Origin of the sequence: Microbacterium galbinum, assembly GCF_023091225.1 — a bacterium.
Lineage (GTDB): Bacteria > Actinomycetota > Actinomycetes > Actinomycetales > Microbacteriaceae > Microbacterium > Microbacterium galbinum.
Window position 1 is genome coordinate 199,883 of the sequence record NZ_JAHWXM010000001.1, and the last position, 19,246, is coordinate 219,128.

The window sequence follows — 19,246 nt, forward strand, 5'->3', positions numbered from 1 at the left end:
CGCCTGCTCGTCGCGGGGTGCGTCAACGCGGTCCGGGGCAGTACTTGATGCACTTGATGGGCCAAGGACCCGCACCGCCCCCACCTCCGCCGTCACCGGGATGGGTGATGTCGACGACTGCACCTGCGGGGATCGCTGACCCCAGGGTGAGCATCGAAGCCGCCGCGACCCCGACGATCGAGTTCCGGACAGTCGTCTTCTTGTCTTTCAGCATGAGCGCCCTCCTTTGGACTCCGTCTGTGCGTGTGCGAGAAATTAATCCGAATGCGCAGCCTCGTCCAGGGGGGTTGCGCAGTGCGGATTCCCTGGGTAGACGCGTGTGGGGGCCGGCGATCTCTCGCCGACCCCCACACGATGGGTGAGTGCTAGATCACTTCTCCCAGCCCACGTTCTCGACGGGCAGGAGCCCGAAGAGGTCGAGACCCGTGTAGGTCTCGGGGGTGAGGTTGGCGAGTCCCTTGGTCACCGTGCGGATCTCGGGGCCGGAGTACAGCGGCAGGATGCCCCACGTCTCCTTGATGACCTCGGTCTCGACCTTGGTGCCCTCGGCGATCTGCTCCTCCGCGGTGGGGAGGTCGGCGACGCCCGCGATCTTCTCGTCGAGCTCCGGGGTGCCGGTGGCCGACAGGTTCAGGCCGCTGTCGGAGCAGTAGACCTGGCAGAAGTACGCGAAGCCGTAGGGGTCGCTCGACGAGAAGCCCATGAGGATGATGTCCCAGTCCTTCGTCGTCACCGTCGTCGAGAACTCCGAGCTCGGGCGCACGTCGACCGTGACCTCGACGCCGATCGCCTTGAGCTGCGCCTGGATGACCTTACCGCGGGTCTCGACGATGGGGTCGTCACCGAAGACGGGGAGGTTGACGGCGAGTCGCACGCCGTCCTTCTCGCGAACGCCGTCGCTGCCGGCGACCCATCCCGCCTCGTCCAGGATGCTGTTCGCCTCGTCGTCGTCGAACTTCCAGCCGGCCTCGCTCAGCGAGTCGACGTAGCCGTCCTGGAACGGGAAGAGGATGAGCGAGCCGGCCGGCTCCTCGGTGTAGCCCAGGCCGTTCCAGACGACCTCCTTGAGCTGCTCACGGTCGATCGCCTTCATGATCGCCTCGCGCACCTTGATGTCGGCGAGCTGCGGGCGCTCGGCGTTCAGCTGCATGAGGTTGGTGGCGGTGCGCTGGGCCTTGTAGGTGACGACGTCATCCATGTCGGCGACCTGCGCGAGGCGGTCGGACGTGCCGGTCGATGCCATGTTGATCTCGCCGGCCTTGAACGCGTTGATCTCGGCGGTATCGTCGAGCTGACGGAAGGTGACCTTGTCGAGCAGCGGCTTGTCGCCCCACCAGTCCGGGTTCGGCTCGAAGATGACCGTGCCGCCCTTGGGGTCGAACTCGGTCATCTCATAGGGGCCTGCACCCCAGTCGGGGTTCGCCTCGTTGAGGTAGCCCTCGTTGAAGAGCTCCGGCGTGTTGATGTTCGGGTTGACGAGGTGCCAGAACAGGCCGTTCGTCCAGGGGTAGACCTGGGTGAACGTCACGACGGCCTGGCGGTCGTCGGTGCCCTGCTCGACGCTCTCGATCAGCGAGTAACCGTCGGTGGAGTTGGGGACGTAGCCCTCATCCGTCGACCGCAGCGCCTTCCAGGTCTGCTCGTAGGCGGTCCAGTCGATCGGCGTCCCGTCGTTCCAGACGGCGTCGGGGTTGATCGTGTAGGTGACGACGGTCTTGTCGTCCACGACCTCGGTGGTCCAGTCGGTCAGGTAGTTCGGGTTGGCGTATGCCTCGCCCTCCGGCGTCATGAGGATCGTCTGAGGGTTGTACCACTCCCAGAGCGTCGCGGTGTCGACCGTGGCGTCGGAGTGGTTGGCGTTCATCTGCGGCGTGATCTCACCGATGGGGAAGGTGACCTCGCCGCCCTCCTGCAGATTCTCGCGGGGCTGCGGGTTGTAGTCCGCGCCCGTGACGGCTTCGGCTTCGCCGCCGTTGTCGGTGCTACCGCCGTCGCCGCCCGATGCGCAACCGCTCATGACGAGTGCGAGGGCGCCGCTGAGGGCGAGAGCGCCCAGCAGCTTCTGATGCCTTTTCATGGTTTGGTGCTCCTTCTTGTGCCGTGTCGGCCTGTGGGGATGGGGAGAGGTTAAGCCTGTCGTGCGTCGAGGTCGATTAATCGTTGTTAACCGTTACCGGAAGTGGCACGCGTTCATGTGCGCGGACGACGCACCCGTCAATGCGGGCACCTCGCCCTCGCACCGCGCCTGCTGCTCCGGCGCGAGCGTCGGGTAGAGGGGGCACCGGCTGACGAACGAGCAGCCGCGCACCTCCTCGGTCGGGCTGGGGAGATCGCCCGAGAGGACGATCCGCTCGCGCGCGCGCTCGATGTCGGGATCGGGAACGGGGATCGCCGACAGCAGTGCCTGCGTGTACGGATGCTGCGGATCGTCGAACACGCTGTCGACGTCGCCCTCCTCGACGAAGGCGCCGAGGTACATCACCGCGACGCGATCGGCGATGTGGCGGACGACGGCGAGGTCGTGCGCCACGAAGAGGTAGGAGATCCCGAGCTTCACCTTGAGCTCGTCGAGAAGGTTGATCACACCGGCCTGGATCGACACGTCGAGCGCCGAGACGGGCTCGTCGAGCACGATGATCTTGGGGTTGGTGGCGAGGGCGCGGGCGATTCCGATGCGCTGTCGCTGTCCACCCGAGAAGGCTCCGGGGAACCGATCCGAGTGCGCCGGATCGAGACCGACGAGATCCATGAGCTCGTCGACGCGGTTGTCGGCCTCGTCTCCCTTGACGCCGATGGCGTGCAGCGGTTCGGCGATGATGTCGGCGACGGTCATGCGCGGGTCGAGGGCGCCCATCGGGTCTTGGAACACGATCTGGATGTCGCGCCGCAGATGGCGCTCCTCGGCGCCGCGCTTGACGTCGGAGACGCTCTTGCCGCCGATGCGGATGTCGCCGTTCTCCTGCGGCACGAAGTCCATGATCTGCAGGAGGGTCGTGGACTTACCGCTGCCGGACTCCCCGACGATCGCCATCGTCTCACCCTTGCGCACGTCGAAGGTGACGCCCTTGACCGCGTGGACCGAACCCACGCGGCGCTTGACGAAGGCGCCCTTGAGCAGCGGGAACGTCTTGGTGAGATTGGTGACCTCGAGTGCGATCGGGCGTTCCTCCCGCGGGGTGCGGGTCAGCGCGCTCTCCGGGATCGGCGGCACGGGGTAGACGGGCAGCCCACCGAGCATGCCGCCGTCGTCGATCTCGTGCGATCGGATGCACGCGGCGCGGTGCTCGCTGGACGTGCTGGTCGGCACCGGGAGCAGTTCGGGCTCCGACGCGCGGCACGCGTCGATCGCGATCGGGCATCGGGCCGCGAACGGGCAGGCGTCCGGAAGGTCGATCAGCAGTGGGGGATTGCCGTGGATCGGGATGAGCGGTACCTTCTCGGCGGCGTCGACCCGGGGCATCGCGCCGAGGAGGCCGATCGAGTACGGCATCCGCGTGTGGTGGAAGAGCTCGCGCACCGGCGCCTGCTCGACGGCGCGTCCCGCGTACATGACGAGGACGTCGTCGGCTGTCTTGGCGACGACCCCCATATCGTGGGTGATGAGGATCACCGCGGCGCCGGTCTCGCGCTGCGCCGTGCCGAGCAGGTCGAGGATCTGCGCCTGGATCGTGACGTCGAGGGCGGTCGTGGGCTCGTCGGCGATGATCAGTTTGGGGTTGTTCGCCATGGCGATGGCGATGACCACGCGCTGGCGCATACCGCCCGAGAACTCGTGCGGGAACGCCTTCAGGCGCCGCTCCGGATTCGGGATGCCGACGAGACGGAGGAGCTCGATCGCGCGGGCCTGGGCCTCTTTCTTGCCCATGCTCTTGTGCACGGTGAGCGCTTCGACCAGCTGATCGCCGATCGTGAAGACGGGCGTCAGAGACGTGAGCGGATCCTGGAAGACCATCGACAGGCCGTTCCCACGGATCATCGACAGCTGGGCATCCGTCTTGCCGATCAGTTCCTGGCCGTCGAAGACGATCGATCCGTCGACCTTCGCGTTCTCGGTCAGCAGGCCCATGATCGCCAGCGAGGTGACGGACTTGCCCGAGCCGGACTCGCCCACGATGCTCAGCGTGCGGCCGGCTTCGAGGTCGAACGAGATGCCGCGCACCGCGTCGACGCGACCGGCCTCCGAGGGAAAACTGACGCGCAGGTCGCGGACGGAGAGGATGGGAGCGGTCATGCGCGGCCTCCCGCGGCAGAGGTCGGGTCGAGGGCATCGCGCAGACCGTCGGCGATCAGAGCCATCGAGATGGTGAGGAGGGTGAGCGCGGCCGCGGGGAAGTAGAACAGCCAGGGTGCGCTCGTGATGGTCGCCGAGCCGGAGCCGATGAGCGAGCCGAGAGACACGTCCGGCGCCTTCACACCGAAGCCGAGGAACGACAGGCTGGTCTCGGTCTGCACCGCGCCGACCACGCCGAGCGTGAAGTTGATGACCAGCAGCGATCCGATGTTGGGGAGCATGTGGCGCAGCACGATCCGGAATCCGGGCACGCCCATGTACTTCGCGGCGGAGATGTATTCGCGTTCGCGCAGGGAGAGGGAGAGCGTCCAGATCACGCGGGCGGGGAAGAACCAGTTGATCGCGATCATGATGACCGCGATGATCCGCCAATCGCCGCCGGCGCTGTTCGAGATCATCGCGAGGATGAGGAACGTCGGCACGACCATGAGGAAGTGGATGACGACGAGCACGCCGCGCTCGAACACGCCACCGAAGTACGCGGCTGCCGCGCCGATGAGCGCGGAGAGCACGGTCGTTCCGATCGACACGGCCAGGGCGATCATGAGCGACCGCTGCAGGCCGACGACGACCTGGGCGTAGAGGTCGTTGCCCGCGCCGTTCGTACCGAACCAGTGCTCGGCCGACGGGGGCTTCGTCAGTGCGAGGAAGTCCAGTTCGATGTGGTCGTACTGCTGGAAGAGGGGGCCGATCAGGGCGAACAGCACGATGAAGACGAAGATCACCGCGCCCGCGACGGCACCGCGGTTGCGCAGGAAGCGGCGACCGTAGAGTTCGAACTTCGACATCCGCTTGCGCGGTGTGCGCACCGGGGTCGCCGGCGGGTCGTCGCCGTGGCGGAGGGGATCGGAGAGGTCTGCGATGCTCATGGTTCAGCTCACCCGCACTCGTGGATCGAGGATGACCACGGCGATGTCCGAGAGGACGGCGCCGATCGCGGTCATCACTGCGCCGAAGGCCGCGACGGCGACGACGCCGTGGATGTCGTTCGTCGCGATGGTCTGTGTGAAGTACTTGCCCATGCCGTTCCAGCCGAAGATCGATTCGGTCAGGACGGCGCCGGTGAAGACCGCCGGGATGGAGAAGGCCACCTGGGTCGTCACGGGGATCAGCGAGGTGCGCAGCGCGTGGCGGCGGATCGCCTGGGACTTGGTCAACCCCTTGGCGCGCGCGGTGCGCACGTAGTCGGCGTTGATGTTGTCGAGCAGCAGCGAGCGCTGCAGGAAGTGGATGCCGGCGTAGCTGACGAGGATCAGCGCGATCGTCGGGAGTATCAGATGTTGCAGCGCATCGATGAGCACGGGGAAGAACCCGCTCACCCCCGGACTCGCTGCGCCCGTGACGAAGAAGATCCGCGTCCCGGTCGCGCTGTTCGCCTGGATCGCGAGCAGCACGATTCCCAGCGACGCGACGACGATCGGGATGTTCATCGTGATGATCGAGGTCGCCTGGCCGATCCGGTCGGCGAGCTTGTACTGGCGGGAGGCGGTGTAGACGCCGAGCGCGATGCCGATCACGGTGAACAGGATGGTGGCCCCGAGGACGAGTTCGGCGCTGACCCAGACCCGGTACGCGACCTGGTCGTTCACCGAGTCGCCCGTGGGGCTGAGCCCCCAGTTCCAGTGGAAGAGGATGTTGCTGAACCACGTCCACCAGCGCTCGAGGAGGGGGACCGTGTCGTCGAGGTTGCGGGGGCGGAGCAGCGCTTCGATCTGCTCCTCGTTGAGAGGGGGGCGGCGCCCGACGTAGTTGCTGCGCGGGTCCAGATAGAGCCAGGCGAGGAAGTACGTGAGGTTCGTCGCCACGACGATCATGAGCAGCCAGCCCAGTGCTCGACGCAGCAGGTACTTGATCAAGGTCGGTATCTCTCTCTTCACCAGAGCCGAACGGGATCACCGTTGCGGATCCGATCAATGTGCTTCACTCCGGACGCGCCTCTTCGCACGTTCCGGTATACCAAAAAGATGTTACGGGGTCGTTTCCTCCGTGGAACTCGGTTCCACGCCGGAGACCTGGGCGACGTTACCACCGGATCGGCGGAATCGGGCATTAGGCCTCCCTCACCGTAGAATCGACGCAACATGTCCCCACGCGCTCTCACTCCGCTTCAGCCTGCCGCGACGCCCGCGACGCAGATCCGAAATTTCTGCATCATCGCGCACATCGATCACGGCAAGTCGACCCTCGCCGACCGCATGCTGCAGATCACCGGTGTCGTCTCCGACCGAGACATGCGCGCTCAGTACCTGGACCGCATGGACATCGAGCGTGAGCGCGGCATCACGATCAAGAGCCAGGCCGTGCGCATGCCCTGGGAGATCGAGGGCGAGACGTTCGCGCTCAACATGATCGACACCCCGGGCCACGTCGACTTCACGTACGAGGTCTCCCGCTCGCTGGCCGCGTGCGAGGGAGCGATCCTGCTCGTCGACGCGGCGCAGGGCATCGAGGCGCAGACCCTCGCGAATCTCTACCTCGCGCTCGAGAACGATCTGCACATCATCCCGGTGCTGAACAAGATCGACCTCCCGGCCGCCGACCCCGACAAGTACGCCAAGGAGCTCGCTTCGCTCATCGGCGGCAAGCCGGAAGACGTCCTCCGCGTCTCCGGCAAGACCGGCGTCGGCGTCGAGGCGCTGCTCGATCGACTCGTCAAGGAGATCCCCGCTCCGGTGGGTGACGCGGATGCTCCGGCGCGCGCGATGATCTTCGACTCGGTCTACGACGCCTACCGCGGCGTGGTCACTTACGTCCGCATGGTCGACGGCAGTCTGTCGCCGCGCGAGCGCATCCAGATGATGTCGACCGGCGCGAACCACGAGGCGCTCGAAGTCGGCGTGTCGAGCCCCGAACCGATCCCGACCAAGGGACTCGGGGTCGGCGAGGTGGGGTACCTCATCACGGGCGTGAAGGATGTGCGACTGTCGAAGGTCGGTGACACCGTCACGTCGGCACGCAAGCCCGCGACCGACGCGCTGTCCGGATACACCGACCCCAAGCCGATGGTCTTCTCGGGCATCTATCCCATCGACGGCAGCGACTACGCCGAACTCCGCGAAGCCCTCGACAAGCTCAAGCTCTCGGATGCCTCCCTGCAGTACGAGCCGGAGACGTCGGTGGCTCTCGGTTTCGGTTTCCGCTGCGGCTTCCTCGGCCTGCTGCACCTCGAGATCATCACCGAGCGGCTCTCGCGCGAGTTCGGACTCGACCTCATCACCACGGCGCCGAGCGTGATCTACGAGGTGCTGACCTCCGACACCGGCGAGACCGTGACGGTCACGAATCCGAGTGAGTACCCCGACGGCCGCATCGGCTCCGTGTCGGAACCGATCGTCAAGACCGCGATCCTGCTCCCGAAGGACTACGTCGGCACGGTCATGGAGCTCTGCCAGTCGCGTCGCGGCTCGCTGCTCGGCATGGAGTACTTCTCGGAGGAGCGCGTCGAGCTGCGCTACATGATGCCGCTCGGCGAAATCGTCTTCGACTTCTTCGACCAGCTCAAGTCCAAGACGCAGGGCTATGCCTCGCTCGACTACGAGCCCGCGGGGCAGCAGGAGGCCGACCTCGTGAAGGTCGACATTCTGCTCCAGGGCGAGAAGGTTGACGCATTCAGCTCGATCGTCCACCGCGACAAGGCCTACGCCTACGGCACGATGATGGCCGAGCGTCTGCGCAAGCTCATCCCTCGCCAGCAGTTCGAGGTGCCGATCCAGGCGGCGATCGGTGCACGCATCATCGCTCGCGAGACGATCCGCGCCATCCGCAAGGACGTGCTCGCCAAGTGCTACGGCGGTGACATCACCCGCAAGCGCAAGCTCCTCGAGAAGCAGAAGGAGGGCAAGAAGCGCATGAAGATGGTCGGCCGCGTCGAGGTCCCCCAGGAGGCGTTCATCGCCGCGCTGTCGGGCGACGTCGAGGGCAAGGACAAGAAGTAGTGAGGCCGCTCCCGCCGTACACGCGCGGGATGACGCGGCATCCGATCGTCGACGTGCCGGCGGGGATGCGCCTGTCCGAGCGCAGCATCGCGGTCGCTCCGGAGGATCAGGATGCCGTGCGCACGCTGATCCGCTCCTGGGAGTTCAAGCGGCGGGCGGGTTTCGACGGCCCGGCGTCCGCGCCGGTCGCGAACGCCGAGGGCGTGCTGGCCAAGCGTGTGCTCGGTATTCGATTCTCCGAACCGATCCGGGTGGTGTGGGCGGATGAGCGGGGTTTCGGGTACGAGACGCGCCCGGGTCATCCGATCTACGGAGAGGAATCGTTCGTGCTCGACGACGGCGTGTTCACCGCCCGTTCGATCTCGCGCCCCGCGACCCTCGTGTGGTGGTTGCTGTCGCCCGCGCTGAGGCTGATCCAGCGCCGCACCCACGCGCGGTACACCCGCATCGTCGCCGCCGAGGCGCGCGAGTGGGGTGTTCGTCCAGGCAACCGCCAGTAGGCTGGATCTCATGCGGCGCGGGAACTTCCGAGACGACACGGTGGACTATGCGGCCGTGGGTGCCACCCACGCGCCCGATCTGATGCAGTACCCGCCGGAGCGCAGCTTCCCGGCGGAGGAGTCCTGGCGGATCGGATCCGGAGCGGAGCGGTTCCAGACCGCCGGCGAAGCTCTGCTGTCGTGGACGGCGCAGCGCGCGGCCGGCCTCGCGATCGAAGACGTGCGCCCCGCGCCCGGCCCGGCGTACGCGGGCGTGAGCTTCGATGCCGAGGGCAACCCGATCGCCCCCAGCAAGCGCGACGTCGAGCCCCGTTACGATGCCGAAGGGACTCCGTTCGTGGGCCCGGGCATGACGCTGCGCGTGCGCGGTCGTCTGTCGGGCATGCGCGCGGATGCCGAGTTGCGTGTGATCTCGGTCACCGAGGAGGCTCGACGCATCGGTTTCGTGCTCGGCACCGTCGGCGGCTCGGTCGTCAGCGGCGAGGAGTCCTTCGACGTCGACTGGCGCGAGGACAACGACGAGGTCTGGTTCACGGTGCGCGCGTTCGACGCCCCCAACTCCCTGCTCTACCGAACGGTGCCGCCGCTCGTGAAGCGTCGCCGTCGCGAGCTCTTCGCCCGCTATCTCCGGGCGATCTCCCCGCTCTACGCGACCCCCCTCTGATGGCGGGGCCCCTTCCTCTCGGCGATCCCGCACCGTCCGACGGCCGCCTGCCGGCCGATCTGCCGATCGATCCCTCGGTTCCCTTCTCGGCGTACCTCCACATCCCGTTCTGCCGCGTGCGGTGCGGATACTGCGACTTCAACACCTACACCTCGAGCGAACTGCGCGGCGCCCGTCAGGAGGACTACGCCTCCATGCTGCGCGCCGAGATCGATCTCGCGCGAAACGTGCTCGACGAGGCGGGCGCGCTGCGCCCGATGGACACGGTCTTCTTCGGCGGGGGAACACCCACGCTGCTCCCCGCCGGCGATCTCGCGCTGATGCTCGGCGCCGCGGTCTCGGCCTTCGGCCTCGCCGAGGGCGCGGAGGTCACGGTCGAGGCCAACCCCGACACCGTCACGCCGGAGGTCGCCCGCACGCTCGCGGATGCCGGCGTGACGCGTCTCTCGATCGGCATGCAGTCGGCGGTGCCGCACGTGCTCGCCGCGCTCGACCGCACGCACGACCCCGACAACGTGCGCACGGCCGTCGCCGCGGCGAAGGAGGCCGGGCTCGCGGTCAGCGTCGATCTGATCTACGGCGCGCCGGGCGAGTCCCTCGCCGACTGGGAGGCGTCGCTGGATGCGGCCCTCGAACTCGACTCCGATCACATCTCGGCCTACGCGCTCATCATCGAGGACGGCACGAAGCTCGCCCGCCAGATCCGGCGTGGCGAGGTGCCGACGCCCGACGACGATCTGCAGGCCGACATGTACGAGCTGGCCGATCGCCGCCTCGCCGCGGCGGGCTTCGAGTGGTACGAGGTGAGCAACTGGGCCCGCAGTGACGCGCAGCGCTCGCGTCACAATCTCGCCTACTGGCGGGGGAGCGACTGGTGGGGCTTCGGGCCGGGGGCGCACAGCCACGTCGCCGGACTCCGCTGGTGGAACGTCAAGCATCCGGCGGCGTACGCGCAGCGGCTTTCGGCATCCGATTCTCCGGCGGCCGGCACCGAGCGTCCGGACGAGGGCGCACGGATGCTCGAACGGGTGCTGCTGCAGAGCCGCCTCGTCGAGGGCATCGCGGTGGCCGACCTGCCGTCCGGCAATCGCGCGAACGTCGCGGGTCTCATCGCCGACGGCCTCGTCGACGCCCGCGCCGCGGTGCAGGGTCGGGTGCAGTTGACGCTGCGCGGACGGCTCCTGGCCGATGCCGTCGTGCGCGAGCTCACCGACTGACGCGGGAGCGAAGCGGTCAGCTCCGGGTCGGGAGCAGATCCATTCCGGCGGTGCGCCGCTGGGGGAGCGTGCCGCTCGTCGTGTCGAACACCCGTGTCGTGCGGTCGGCGCCGTACGCCGCCCAGCCGGGCGAACCTGTCGTGACGAAGGAGATCCAGGCGGCGTGCATCTCGTCGGCGAGAGCCTGGGGTGCATCGGCGCCCGCGAGGCGCTGCGCCTCGGCATCCGCCAGACGGTCGAAGACGAATCCGAGCTCGAGAGCGTGTGCGGCACGCAGGTCGCGCACCGGGCTCGGCCACGCGAACTCGTAGACGAAGGTGAGCGCGGGGCGGGCGCGCGCCGCGCGCGAGAGTGGCGCGCGCAGCATCACGTCGGTCGCCAACTGTCCGAAGATCTCGCCGGTGGAGGCCTTCGGGAACGCCTTCCGGTACTCCGATACGGCTCGGCGCGGGATTCCCAGGGCCAGACGTGCGATGAAGAGCTTGAGCGGGCGGATCTCGGCGAGGGTCTCGGGTGTGAACCAGAGCCGGTACTCATCGGTGTTGCTGCCGATGAGCAGCGGCGTGTCGATGGTCGGCAGGACCTCGTGAGGCGAGCGCGGAAGGCTGTCCGGATCGATCGCGAATTGGAACCCCGGCGCTCCGCCCAGCGGCGACGAGCCCGCGGACTGCGCGCGACGCGCCTCGAGCAGCTTCTCGGGAGGGACGGACGCGAACGACGCACGATCGGCGCGGATGCCGAGCCGCTTCGCGAGAACCGCGGTCACCCGCCCCGCCTTCTGCGGCGGTTGCGCCTCCAACGGGCCGGACTCGATGATCGCGCGCGCGACGAGGGTGCGGGAGTCGTCGCGCGCGAGAAGGCCCGCGACGATCGCGCCTCCGGCCGATTCCCCCATGAGGGTGATGCGTGCGGGGTCGCCGCCGAACGCGCCGATCTCGCGATGCACCCACTCGAGAGCTGCGGCCGCGTCCCGGAGGCCGAGATTGCGCGGGGCGTCGTCGAGCACCGAGAAACCCTCCGAGCCGAGGCGGTAGTTGATCGACACGAAGACGATCCCTGCGGCGGCGAAGCCGGCCCCGTCGTAGAGCGGAAGCGCCGCGGTGCCGCGCTCGAGCGCTCCGCCGTGGATCCACAGCAGCACCGGGGCGCGCTCGGCATCCGTCGGCGCCCAGACGTTGGCGGTCAGGATGTCGTCACCGTCGATCCTGAACGATCCGAGCAGCTCGCCGATCGCGCCGGGATACGGCGACTGCGGGGCCGTGGGCCCGAAGGCCGTGGCGGGACGCACGCCGGTCCACGGAGTCGCCGGCCGCGGTTCCCGGAACCGGTTCTCGCCGAAGGGAGGGGCGGCGTAGGGGATGCCGAGGAACCGGGATACCCCGCCCTCGCTCGATCCCTCGACGATTCCGGTGGACAGCTCGGCGGTGGGGGCGGTCATGGTCGTCATCCTAGGGCGGAGCCCGGACCTCCGACGAGACGAGCCGCGGGCGGGGTAGGATTGGCACTCTGAACGTCCGAGTGCCAACGGAAGGGAAGGGCGATGGTCACAGAGCGAGGACTCCAGGTTCTCCGCGCGATCGTGCAGGACTACGTCGAGACCCACGAACCCGTCGGCAGCCGTTCCATCGTCGACCGCCACTCCTTCGGGGTCTCCGCAGCCACGATCCGCAACGACATGGCGCTCCTCGAGGACGAGGAGCTCATCACCGCGCCGCACACCTCGTCGGGCCGCGTGCCCACCGACAAGGGGTACCGCGTCTTCGTCAATCATCTCGCCCAGCTGCGCCCGCTCTCGTCCGCTCAGCGAACGGCGATCGAGTCGTTCCTGGCGGCGCCGAGCGATCTCGACGACCTGATGGTGCGCACCGTGCGCGTGCTGACGCAGCTGACGGGTCAGGTCGCGCTCGCGCAGTACCCGTCGTTCGCCCGTGCGCACCTCACCCACATCGAACTCGTGCCGCTCGCCCCGACCCGCATGCTCGTCGTGCTCGTCACCGACGCCGGCGGCGTCTCGCAGCGGATGGCCCCGTTGCCGATCGAGATCGACGACGGTGATGCGATCATGCTCCGCGCGCGGCTCTCCGCCCTGCTCACGGGGCAGGCCGTCAGTGACGCGGCCGACCGTCTGCAGACGCTGCTGGCGGCGCCCGAGGCCGCTCCCGGCGATGCCGCACTGCGGGCTCTCGCCACCGTGATCGTCGACGAGCTGGGTACGTTCCGTCAGGAGCGCCTGGTGATGGCGGGGGCCGCGACGCTCGCGCGTCGCGAGCAGGACTTCCGCGGAAGCATCCATCCGCTGCTCGAGGCGATCGAGGAGCAGGTGACGCTCCTGCGGCTCATGAGCGAGATGGTCACCGACGAGCACGGCCTCGCGGCCAGCATCGGCACCGAGAACGCCCCGTTCGGGCTGGGCGAGGCGTCGATCGTCGCGAGCAACTACGCCGCCCCCAGCGGCACGGCGCGGGTCGGCGTGATGGGCCCGACGCGCATGGACTATCCGAGCAATCTCGCGGCGGCGCGGGCCGTGGCCCGCTACCTGACGCGGATGCTCGACGAAGACGAGACGAGCCGCTGAGCGGCCGTCGACGAAGAACAACGCAGAAAGGCGATCGTGGCGGACCATTATGAGGTTCTCGGGGTGTCCCGGGACGCTTCCACCGACGAGATCAAGAAGGCGTATCGGCGCCTCGCGCGTCAGCTGCACCCGGATGTGAATCCGGGCGAGGACGCGGCGGAGAAGTTCAAGCTCGTCACGCACGCGTACGACGTGCTCAGCGACGACGATTCCCGCCGCCGCTACGACATGGGCGGGGGAGACGGCGAGGCCGGGAACTTCGGCGGAGGGTTCGGCGGCTTCGGCGACATCTTCGAGACGTTCTTCGGCGCGGGACAGGGTGGTGGGCGTGCGCGCCCGCGTTCCCGCCGCGAACGGGGGCAGGACGCGCTGGTGCGGGTCACCCTCGACCTCGGCGACGTCGTCTTCGGTGCGCACCGCGACATCGAGGTCGACACCGCTGTGCTCTGCGAGACGTGCCAGGGTTCCTGCTGCCAGGAGGGCACGTCGCCCGTCACCTGCGACATCTGCGGCGGTTCCGGACACGTCCAGCGCACGGTGCGCAGCCTGCTCGGCAACGTCGTCACCTCGCAGCCCTGCGGCACGTGCGAGGGCTACGGCACGACCATCCCGTACCCGTGCGGTACCTGCGGCGGTCAGGGGCGCGTGCGCTCTCGTCGTACCGTCTCGCTCGACATCCCCGCCGGCGTCGAGACCGGCCTGCGCCTGCAGCTGCCCGGCTCCGGTGAGGTCGGCAAGGCCGGCGGCCCGAACGGCGACCTGTACGTCGAGGTCACGGTCAACCCGCACGCGGCGTTCAGCCGTGACGGAGACGACCTGCTCGCGACGCTCGAGGTATCGATGACCGATGCGATCCTCGGCACCGAGACCTCGATCCAGGGCCTCGACGGTGCGGTGGATCTCGAGGTGCGCGCGGGCGTGCAGTCCGGCGACGTGCTCACGATCAAGGGACGCGGCATCACGCCGCTCCGCGGTTCGCAGCGGGGCGACCTGCGCGTCGGCGTGCAGGTGGTGACTCCGACCAAGCTCGACTCCGCGCAGCGGGCGCTCATCGAGGACTTCGCGAAGAAGGCGAAGGCTCCGGCGCCCCAGCTGGCGCAGTTCCAGCAGGGTCTCTTCTCCAAGCTCCGCGACCGCTTCCGCACGCACTGAGCCATGGCGCTGCATTTCCTCGTCGAAACGTCGTCGGATGCCGAGCCCGGCGACCTCGTGTCGCTGACCGGTGCCGAGGCGAAGCATGCGGCGGTCGTCCGTCGCCTCCGTGTGGGGGAGCAGGTGACGATCGGTGACGGTCGGGGCGTCTGGCTCCAGGGCGTCGCCGAGGAGGTCGCTCCCGCACGAGTGGACGTGCGGATCTCCGATCGGGCCGTGCACCCGTCGCCGACCCCGCGCATCGTCCTCGCGCAGGCGCTCGCGAAGGGTGACCGCGACGAGCTCGCGGTGCAGGCCGCCTGCGAGCTGGGCGTCGACGAGATCGTGCCCTGGCAGGCGAGCCGGAGCGTCTCCCGCTGGGAGGGGCCCAAGGCCGTCAAGGGCCGTGAGCGGTGGGCGACGATCGTTCGCGAGGCCGCCAAACAGGCTCATCGGCCGTGGGTCCCCGAGGTCGCGGCTCCCGCGAGCACGGGGGAGCTGGCGACCCGTGCGAACGTGGAGCGCGTGTTGATCCTCGACCCGTCGGCGACGACCCGACTGTCGGAGATCACCGCGGACGACCGCGACATCGTGCTGGTCGTCGGACCCGAAGGTGGCGTCTCGGACGACGAGATCGCCCGGTTGACCGCGGCGGGCGCCGAGCGCGTGCTCTTGGGAGACACGGTGCTGCGCACCTCGACGGCCGGACCCGCGGCGATCGCGGTGCTCTCCGTCGCCCTCCGCCGCTGGTGAGCGCACCGCCGTGCCGGCGGACCCCGCCGCTAGACTGGGAACATGAGCGAACCCTCGATCTTCACGCGCATCCTGAACGGTGAGATCCCCGCAGAGGTCCTCGGTGAGACCGAACGCGTGTTCGCCATCCGTGACATCGCGCCCCAGGCTCCGGTCCACCTCCTGGTGATCCCGAAGACCGCGGAGTACCGCGACGTCGCCGAGATCGCGGCGGGTGACCCGACGCTGCTCGCCGAGATGGTCTCCTTCGCAAAGGAACTCGCCGCGCAGCACACCGACGACGGCGACTACCGCCTCGTCTTCAACTCCGGCCCGAACGCCGGACAGACCGTGTTCCACGTCCACGCCCACGTGCTGGGCGGGGGACTGAACGAGAAGAGTGTCGGTGCCTGAAAACCACGACCAGAGTCCTGAGATCCCGGAACGCCGCAGCGGAGCATCCGCTCCGGAGTCCGTCGAGAAGATCTACGCCGACGGCGTCGCGATGGTGCAGCTGCTCGGTCCGCAGGACCGGCTCCTGCGGATGCTCGAGAAGGAGCACCGCGATGTGCAGGTCCTCGTGCGCGGCAACGAGATCACGCTCAGCGGTTCGGCATCGGCGGTCGCCGCGGCGAAGACGCTCGTCGAGGAGCTGCTCCAGATGACCCGGGGCGGCGCCGATCTGGCTCCGAGCGACGTCACCAGCTCCGCCCGGATGCTCCGCGACGGGGGACCTCGTCCGAGCGAGGTGCTCGGCGAGGCGATCCTGTCGACCCGTGGCAAGGTCATCCGCCCGAAGACTCTCGGGCAGAAGGAGTACGTCGACGCGATCGAGGAGAACACGATCGTCTTCGGCATCGGTCCCGCCGGAACGGGCAAGACCTACCTGGCGATGGCCAAAGCGGTGCAGGCACTGCAGCGCAAGGAGGTCACGCGGATCATCCTCACCCGCCCCGCCGTCGAGGCGGGCGAGCGCCTGGGCTTCCTGCCCGGCACCCTGACCGACAAGATCGACCCCTACCTGCGACCGCTCTACGACGCGCTCAACGAGATGATGGACCCGGAGATCGTGCCGCGGCTCATGGCGACGGGAACGATCGAGGTCGCGCCTCTCGCCTACATGCGCGGTCGCACGCTCAACGACTCGTTCGTGGTGCTCGACGAGGCGCAGAACACCACCCCCGAGCAGATGAAGATGTTCCTGACGCGTCTCGGCTTCGGCACGAAGATGGTCGTCACCGGCGACATCACCCAGGTCGACCTCCCGCAGGGCTCGTCCGGTCTGCGCATGGTGACCCGCGTGCTCGGCGACATCGACGACATCCATTTCTCCCGACTGACCAGCGACGACGTGGTGCGCCACTCGCTCGTCGGCCGCATCGTCGACGCCTACAGCGAGTACGACGAGAAACGCACGGCGCAGCGGTTCGAGCGCGAGCAGGCCGCCGAGTTCGCGAACCGCGCCGATCGACGTGGCGCGCAACGACCCGGTCCCCGTGACCGCATGCCGAAACGAGGACTCTCATGATCGAGATCAACAACGAGTCGGCGATCGACGTCGACGAGACCGTGCTGCAGCGGTTGACCGACCACAACCTCGCTCAACTGCACGTGAGTGCGGATGCCGAGGTCGCGATCGTTCTCGTCGACGAGGGCGCCATGGAAGCGCTGCACGTGCAGTGGATGGACGAGCCCGGTCCCACCGACGTGCTCAGCTTCCCGATGGACGAACTGCGCCCCGGCACCGAGGATCGTCCGACCGCTCCCGGTCTGCTCGGAGACATCGTTCTCTGCCCGCAGGTCGCCGAGACTCAGGCCCAGGCCGCCGGGCACACCCTGATGGACGAGCTCATCCTGCTCACCACGCACGGCTTGCTCCACCTGCTCGGCTACGACCACGCCGAGCCCGATGAGGAGCGTGAGATGTTCGGCCTGCAGAAGGAGCTCATCCAGAGCTTCGCCGCGGCCGAGCGTCGGCGATGACTCTCGTCGCCGTCTCCCTCCTCGCCGCCGCCGTCCTCCTCGTCGCCTTCGGCGGCTTGATGTCGGCGATCGACGCCGCGTTCAGCGTGCGGTCGCGCGCCGACCTCGAGGAGATGGGCACCGAGGGGCGCAACGCCGCTCAGCTCGCGCGCATCGCCGCCGATCCCGACGCCCACGTCAACTCCGTCGCCTTCATCCGCGTGCTCGCCGAGGTGACGGCGGCCGTGCTCGTCACGGTCGCGTTCACCTCGCTGTTCGACAACATCTGGTGGGCGATGCTCGCCGCCGCCGTGCTCATGACCGGCATCACGTTCGTGCTGGTCGGTGCGAGCCCGCGCACGGTCGGACGTCACCGCGCCGACGGTCTGCTGCGTGCGAACGCCCCGATCGTGCGCGGCCTGCGCATCATCCTGGGCCCGATCGCGCAGGGGCTCGTCCTCCTCGGCAACCGCGTGACGCCGGGCGCCGGACGCAGCTCCTTCTCGTCCGAGGAGCAACTGCTCAGCATGGTCGACGAGGCGGCGTCGAACGACCTCATCGAGGCCGACGACCGCGACCTCATCCACTCCGTGTTCGACTTCACCGACCAGTTCGTGCGCGCCGTCATGGTGCCGCGCACCGAGATGGTCACCGTCGATGCCACGGCGTCGACCAGCGAGGCGATGGAACTCTTCCTCAACCGAGGGGTGTCGCGCATGCCCGTGGTCGACGACGAGGCGGACGACGTCGTGGGTGTGCTCTATCTCAAGGACCTCGTGCAGTTCGCCTACCGTGACGAGGGTGCCTGGCGCGGAGCGTCCATCCGCCCCATCTCGCGGCCTGCGACCTTCGTTCCCGAGTCCATGCGCGCCGAGACGCTCCTGCAGCAGATGAAGCGCGATGCGGTTCACGTCTGCCTGGTGATCGACGAGCACGGCGGGATCTCGGGACTCGTGACGCTCGAGGACCTCATCGAGGAACTCGTCGGCGAGATATCGGACGAGTACGATCGGGTATCCGCCGAATTCTTCGACCTGGGCGACGGGCGCTACCGCGTGAGCTCCCGCCTCTCGCTCGAGGACGTGGGCGATCTGTTCGGGCTCGAACTGGAGGACGAGGACGTCGACTCGATCGGCGGCCTCCTCGGCAAGGCGCTCGGGCAGGTTCCGCAGCCCGGTGCGACGGCCGTCGTCGACGGGCTCGTCCTGACGGGCGGCGCGTCCCGAGGACGCGGCAGAGGGATCGCCACGGTGTTCGTGGAGAGAGCAGCGCGTGGCGAGGATGCTGCGGACGACGAAGGAGAACGACACGATGACTGAGCAGAACCGAAGCGGGTTCGTGACCTTCGTCGGCCGACCGAACGTCGGGAAGTCGACTCTCACGAACGCCCTGGTCGGCGAGAAGATCGCGATCACCAGCGAGAAGCCGCAGACGACCCGGCGCGCGATCCGCGGCATCCTCAACCGCCCCGACGGCCAGCTCGTGATCGTCGACACCCCCGGCATCCACAAGCCGCGGACGCTCCTCGGCGAGCGTCTGAACGATCTCGTCGAGCAGGTGCTCGGCGACGTCGACGTGATCGGCTTCTGCGTCCCGGCCACCGAGAAGATCGGCCCGGGCGATCGGCGGATCGCCGCCTCGCTCGACGGATACCCGCGCGCGAAGAAGGTCGCGATCGTCACGAAGACGGATGCCGCGGGACGCGACGAGATCACCGAGCGCCTTCTCGAGGTCGATGCGCTGCGCGAGGACTGGGCGGCTGTGGTCCCGCTCTCGGCGCTCACGCGCGATCAGCTCGACGTGCTCTCGGATCAGATCCTGGCCCTCATGCCCACGGGGCCGGCACTGTACCCCGAGGGCATCACGACCGACGAGTCGCAGGACGACCGGATCGCGGAGTACATCCGCGAGGCCGCGCTCGAGGGCGTGCGCGACGAACTGCCGCACTCGATCGCGGTGGTCGTCGACGAGGTGGCCCCGCGTGAGGGCAGCGACCTCACCGATGTGCACGCATCGATCATCGTCGAGCGAGACAGTCAGAAGGCGATCATCATCGGGCACAAGGGCAAGCGCCTGCGTGACGTGGGTGCGCGCGCCCGCGCGCAGGTCGAGGAGCTCCTCGGCACCCGCGTGTTCCTCGCCCTCCACGTGAAGGTCGCGAAGGAGTGGCAGCGCGACCCGAAGCAGCTGGGCCGGCTCGGGTTCTGATATGACTTCCCGAGGGACTCAGGCGGCGTAC

General features: G+C 68.4%; 17 protein-coding genes. 12 read left to right on the forward strand and 5 right to left on the reverse strand.

Annotated features, from left to right (window positions below; all coding sequences use genetic code 11):
* Nucleotides 1-370: 370 nt before the first annotated feature.
* The 4 genes from KZC52_RS00990 to KZC52_RS01005 form a co-directional block, all read right to left on the reverse strand.
* Nucleotides 371-2,077, reverse strand: a complete 1,707-nt coding sequence (locus KZC52_RS00990; protein WP_247622213.1) for an ABC transporter family substrate-binding protein — start codon at nucleotides 2,075-2,077, stop codon at nucleotides 371-373.
* Between the two features lie 93 nt (nucleotides 2,078-2,170).
* Nucleotides 2,171-4,231: an ABC transporter ATP-binding protein gene (locus KZC52_RS00995; RefSeq protein WP_247622214.1), complete on the reverse strand. Its 2,061-nt coding sequence runs from the start codon at nucleotides 4,229-4,231 to the stop codon at nucleotides 2,171-2,173.
* A complete protein-coding gene (locus KZC52_RS01000) occupies nucleotides 4,228-5,160 on the reverse strand; it encodes an ABC transporter permease (protein WP_247622215.1) in 933 nt (310 codons plus the stop codon). Before KZC52_RS01000 ends, KZC52_RS00995 begins: the two co-directional genes overlap by 4 nt.
* A 3-nt stretch (nucleotides 5,161-5,163) precedes the next feature.
* The gene (locus KZC52_RS01005; protein ID WP_247622216.1) at nucleotides 5,164-6,147 is read right to left on the reverse strand and encodes an ABC transporter permease; all 984 of its coding nucleotides are present in this window, start codon (nucleotides 6,145-6,147) and stop codon (nucleotides 5,164-5,166) included.
* A gap of 225 nt (nucleotides 6,148-6,372) precedes the next feature.
* On the opposite strand from KZC52_RS01005, the gene lepA reads away from it, so the two are divergent.
* Genes lepA through hemW form a run of 4 tightly spaced genes read left to right on the forward strand, consistent with a single transcriptional unit; the run spans nucleotide 6,373 to nucleotide 10,607 of the window.
* Nucleotides 6,373-8,226, forward strand: a complete 1,854-nt coding sequence (gene lepA, locus KZC52_RS01010; RefSeq protein WP_247622217.1) for a translation elongation factor 4 — start codon at nucleotides 6,373-6,375, stop codon at nucleotides 8,224-8,226.
* 29 nt (nucleotides 8,227-8,255) lie between these two features.
* A complete protein-coding gene (locus tag KZC52_RS01015; protein ID WP_247622218.1) occupies nucleotides 8,256-8,726 on the forward strand; it encodes a DUF1990 family protein in 471 nt (156 codons plus the stop codon).
* Nucleotides 8,727-8,736: 10 nt separating this feature from the next.
* A complete protein-coding gene (locus KZC52_RS01020) occupies nucleotides 8,737-9,390 on the forward strand; it encodes a DUF1990 domain-containing protein (protein ID WP_247622219.1) in 654 nt (217 codons plus the stop codon).
* A complete protein-coding gene (gene hemW / locus KZC52_RS01025; protein ID WP_247622220.1) occupies nucleotides 9,390-10,607 on the forward strand; it encodes a radical SAM family heme chaperone HemW in 1,218 nt (405 codons plus the stop codon). The genes KZC52_RS01020 and hemW overlap by 1 nt, the downstream gene beginning before the upstream one ends.
* 16 nt (nucleotides 10,608-10,623) lie before the next feature.
* Here the strand turns inward: hemW and KZC52_RS01030 are convergent, their stop codons facing one another.
* Nucleotides 10,624-12,045 carry a carboxylesterase/lipase family protein gene (locus KZC52_RS01030; protein ID WP_247622221.1) on the reverse strand — a complete coding sequence of 474 codons (1,422 nt, stop codon included), beginning with the start codon at nucleotides 12,043-12,045 and terminating at the stop codon, nucleotides 10,624-10,626.
* 102 nt (nucleotides 12,046-12,147) lie between these two features.
* Between KZC52_RS01030 and hrcA the strand changes: the two genes are divergently transcribed.
* From hrcA to era, 8 genes are all read left to right on the forward strand, one after another.
* Nucleotides 12,148-13,182: a heat-inducible transcriptional repressor HrcA gene (gene hrcA / locus KZC52_RS01035; protein ID WP_247622222.1), complete on the forward strand. Its 1,035-nt coding sequence runs from the start codon at nucleotides 12,148-12,150 to the stop codon at nucleotides 13,180-13,182.
* A gap of 36 nt (nucleotides 13,183-13,218) precedes the next feature.
* Nucleotides 13,219-14,334 carry a molecular chaperone DnaJ gene (gene dnaJ / locus KZC52_RS01040; protein ID WP_247622223.1) on the forward strand — a complete coding sequence of 372 codons (1,116 nt, stop codon included), beginning with the start codon at nucleotides 13,219-13,221 and terminating at the stop codon, nucleotides 14,332-14,334.
* A 3-nt stretch (nucleotides 14,335-14,337) separates the two neighbouring features.
* The gene (locus tag KZC52_RS01045; protein ID WP_247622224.1) at nucleotides 14,338-15,066 is read left to right on the forward strand and encodes a 16S rRNA (uracil(1498)-N(3))-methyltransferase; all 729 of its coding nucleotides are present in this window, start codon (nucleotides 14,338-14,340) and stop codon (nucleotides 15,064-15,066) included.
* Nucleotides 15,067-15,108: 42 nt separating this feature from the next.
* Nucleotides 15,109-15,459 carry a histidine triad nucleotide-binding protein gene (locus KZC52_RS01050; protein ID WP_247622225.1) on the forward strand — a complete coding sequence of 117 codons (351 nt, stop codon included), beginning with the start codon at nucleotides 15,109-15,111 and terminating at the stop codon, nucleotides 15,457-15,459.
* Between the two features lie 91 nt (nucleotides 15,460-15,550).
* Nucleotides 15,551-16,573 carry a PhoH family protein gene (locus KZC52_RS01055; RefSeq protein WP_247624677.1) on the forward strand — a complete coding sequence of 341 codons (1,023 nt, stop codon included), beginning with the start codon at nucleotides 15,551-15,553 and terminating at the stop codon, nucleotides 16,571-16,573.
* Nucleotides 16,570-17,028 carry an rRNA maturation RNase YbeY gene (gene ybeY, locus KZC52_RS01060; RefSeq protein ID WP_247622226.1) on the forward strand — a complete coding sequence of 153 codons (459 nt, stop codon included), beginning with the start codon at nucleotides 16,570-16,572 and terminating at the stop codon, nucleotides 17,026-17,028. The genes KZC52_RS01055 and ybeY overlap by 4 nt, the downstream gene beginning before the upstream one ends.
* Nucleotides 17,025-18,326, forward strand: coding sequence for a hemolysin family protein (locus KZC52_RS01065; RefSeq protein ID WP_247622227.1), 1,302 nt, complete (start codon nucleotides 17,025-17,027; stop codon nucleotides 18,324-18,326). The genes ybeY and KZC52_RS01065 overlap by 4 nt, the downstream gene beginning before the upstream one ends.
* Complete coding sequence (gene era / locus KZC52_RS01070) at nucleotides 18,319-19,215, forward strand: GTPase Era (protein ID WP_247622228.1); 897 nt, start codon at nucleotides 18,319-18,321, stop codon at nucleotides 19,213-19,215. Before KZC52_RS01065 ends, era begins: the two co-directional genes overlap by 8 nt.
* The last annotated feature ends 31 nt before the right edge of the window (nucleotides 19,216-19,246 follow it).

Coding starts and splice junctions, on each gene's coding strand:
- KZC52_RS00990 (WP_247622213.1), bottom strand. CDS start 2,077: ATGAAAAGGCATCAGAAGCTGCTGGGCGCTCTCGCCCTCAGCGGCGCC.
- KZC52_RS00995 (WP_247622214.1), bottom strand. CDS start 4,231: ATGACCGCTCCCATCCTCTCCGTCCGCGACCTGCGCGTCAGTTTTCCC.
- KZC52_RS01000 (WP_247622215.1), bottom strand. CDS start 5,160: ATGAGCATCGCAGACCTCTCCGATCCCCTCCGCCACGGCGACGACCCG.
- lepA (WP_247622217.1), top strand. CDS start 6,373: ATGTCCCCACGCGCTCTCACTCCGCTTCAGCCTGCCGCGACGCCCGCG.
- KZC52_RS01015 (WP_247622218.1), top strand. CDS start 8,256: ATGACGCGGCATCCGATCGTCGACGTGCCGGCGGGGATGCGCCTGTCC.
- KZC52_RS01020 (WP_247622219.1), top strand. CDS start 8,737: ATGCGGCGCGGGAACTTCCGAGACGACACGGTGGACTATGCGGCCGTG.
- hemW (WP_247622220.1), top strand. CDS start 9,390: ATGGCGGGGCCCCTTCCTCTCGGCGATCCCGCACCGTCCGACGGCCGC.
- KZC52_RS01030 (WP_247622221.1), bottom strand. CDS start 12,045: ATGACCGCCCCCACCGCCGAGCTGTCCACCGGAATCGTCGAGGGATCG.
- hrcA (WP_247622222.1), top strand. CDS start 12,148: ATGGTCACAGAGCGAGGACTCCAGGTTCTCCGCGCGATCGTGCAGGAC.
- KZC52_RS01045 (WP_247622224.1), top strand. CDS start 14,338: ATGGCGCTGCATTTCCTCGTCGAAACGTCGTCGGATGCCGAGCCCGGC.
- KZC52_RS01050 (WP_247622225.1), top strand. CDS start 15,109: ATGAGCGAACCCTCGATCTTCACGCGCATCCTGAACGGTGAGATCCCC.
- KZC52_RS01055 (WP_247624677.1), top strand. CDS start 15,551: ATGGTGCAGCTGCTCGGTCCGCAGGACCGGCTCCTGCGGATGCTCGAG.
- ybeY (WP_247622226.1), top strand. CDS start 16,570: ATGATCGAGATCAACAACGAGTCGGCGATCGACGTCGACGAGACCGTG.
- KZC52_RS01065 (WP_247622227.1), top strand. CDS start 17,025: ATGACTCTCGTCGCCGTCTCCCTCCTCGCCGCCGCCGTCCTCCTCGTC.
- era (WP_247622228.1), top strand. CDS start 18,319: ATGACTGAGCAGAACCGAAGCGGGTTCGTGACCTTCGTCGGCCGACCG.